Raw genomic sequence first — 1,561 nt, 5'->3', positions numbered from 1 at the left:
GGACGCCGGGGGTGGCGCCGAACGGGGGTGCGGCGGCGACGGCGGGGACGACCTGGGTCGGCGGGCCGGCTGTGCCCCACTGGGCGCCGGGCGGGCCGGTGGCCGGGGTGACGGTGGCTGCCGCGCGCAGCTCGGCGACGAACTGCAGGCAGCTGGCGAACCGCTCCTCGGGGGCCTTGGCGAGAGCCCGGCCGATCACCTCGTCCACGGCGGGGGACAGGTCGGGCCGGTGCTCGCGCACGGTGGGCGGCGGGTCGTTGAGGTGGGCCCAGAGCAGGGCGAGGTCACTCTCCCGGCGGAACGGGGGTGCTCCGGAGAGCATCTCGAAGACGACGCAGCCGAGGCCGTACTGGTCGCAGCGGCCGTCCAGCGGGCGGCCGGAGATCTGCTCGGGCGCGGCGTAGTCGAGGGTGCCGACGATCTGGCCGACGCCGGTCAGTCCGCTCAGTGACAGGGACTTCTTGGTGAGGCCGAAGTCGGCGAGGTAGAGGTGTTCGGGGTGCTCGCTGTCGGTGCCGGGGGCGACGAGCACATTGCCGGGTTTGACGTCCCGGTGGACCAGGTCGTGGTCGTGCGCGGCGTCCAGCGCGGACGCGATCTGCAAGGCGAGCCCGGCGGCCCGCTCGACCGGGAAGGGGCCGCCTCGGGAGATGAGCCCGCGCAGGTCGCCGTGCTCGACGTAGCGCATCGCGATGAAGAGGATGCCGTCCGCCTCGCCCGCCTCGAACACCGGGATGATGTGCGGGTGGTCGATCGCGGCGGCGACCTGCGACTCGTGGATGAAGCGGCGTCGGAACACCTCGTTGCGGGCGAGTTCGGGGGCGAGCAGTTTGACCGCGACGGTGCGGCCCAGCCGAAGGTCCTTGGCCCGGTAGACGACGGCCATGCCGCCGCGGCCGATCTCCGCCTCCAGGCGGTACCCGGCGACCCGCCGTCCGACCAGGCCGGCGGGCAGGCTCGGCAGCGCGAGGGCGGCGTCGTCGTCGGGGTCCGCGTCCTGCTCCGCGCCCCGGTCCGCCTCCGGTTCCGCCGGCGGGTCGGGCCCGGGTCCGGGGCCGGCGGGAGCGGCCGCCGCGGTGGGACCGGCGTCGGGCACCTCGGTGAGCCGCGCCGCGGTGGGAGGGTGCGGGGACGGCTCGGCGGGCTGGTCCGGGGCAGGTGGCGGCTCGGCGGGCGGCTGCTCATCGGGCGGCTGCTCACCGGGCGGGGGCCCCGGGGGCGGTTCCGGGGGCGTGCTCACGGCCCCACCAGTCGGGTGGGCTCGCCGGCGTCCGGCGGCGGCGCGGCGTTCGGCGTCCCGGCGGCCGGCCTCCCGCTGTCGGGGAGCCGCGGCCGGTCGCCGACGGCGTAGGTGTGGAGCTGGAGGCCGTCGCAGTAGGACCAGCGGTCGTGCACCGGGTCGAACACCCAGAGCCGCTCGCCGTCGACGACCAGCCCGATCCGCAGGCCGCGCGCCCGGTCCCGGAAGGTCTCCAGGTCGACGCCGCCGGCGGCGAGGTCCTCCAGCAGTGAGCGGTAGCGGGCCAGGCCGCCCTCCGCCTCGGCGAGGGCGGGGCGGGGG

At 77.0% G+C, this 1,561-nt stretch carries 1 protein-coding gene and 1 pseudogene; both read right to left on the bottom strand.

The window, feature by feature from the left end:
- A partial coding sequence (locus tag ADK60_RS22555; RefSeq protein ID WP_053648452.1) for a serine/threonine-protein kinase occupies window positions 1-964 on the bottom strand: 964 nt, incomplete at its 3' end.
- 272 nt (window positions 965-1,236) lie between these two features.
- Window positions 1,237-1,561: pseudogene (locus ADK60_RS22550) on the bottom strand (hypothetical protein); the annotation flags it as partial.

Origin of the sequence: Streptomyces sp. XY431 (genome assembly GCF_001279805.1) — a bacterium.
Taxonomy (GTDB): Bacteria; Actinomycetota; Actinomycetes; order Streptomycetales; family Streptomycetaceae; genus Kitasatospora; species Kitasatospora purpeofusca.
This window is presented reverse-complemented; position numbering and strand designations above follow the sequence as displayed.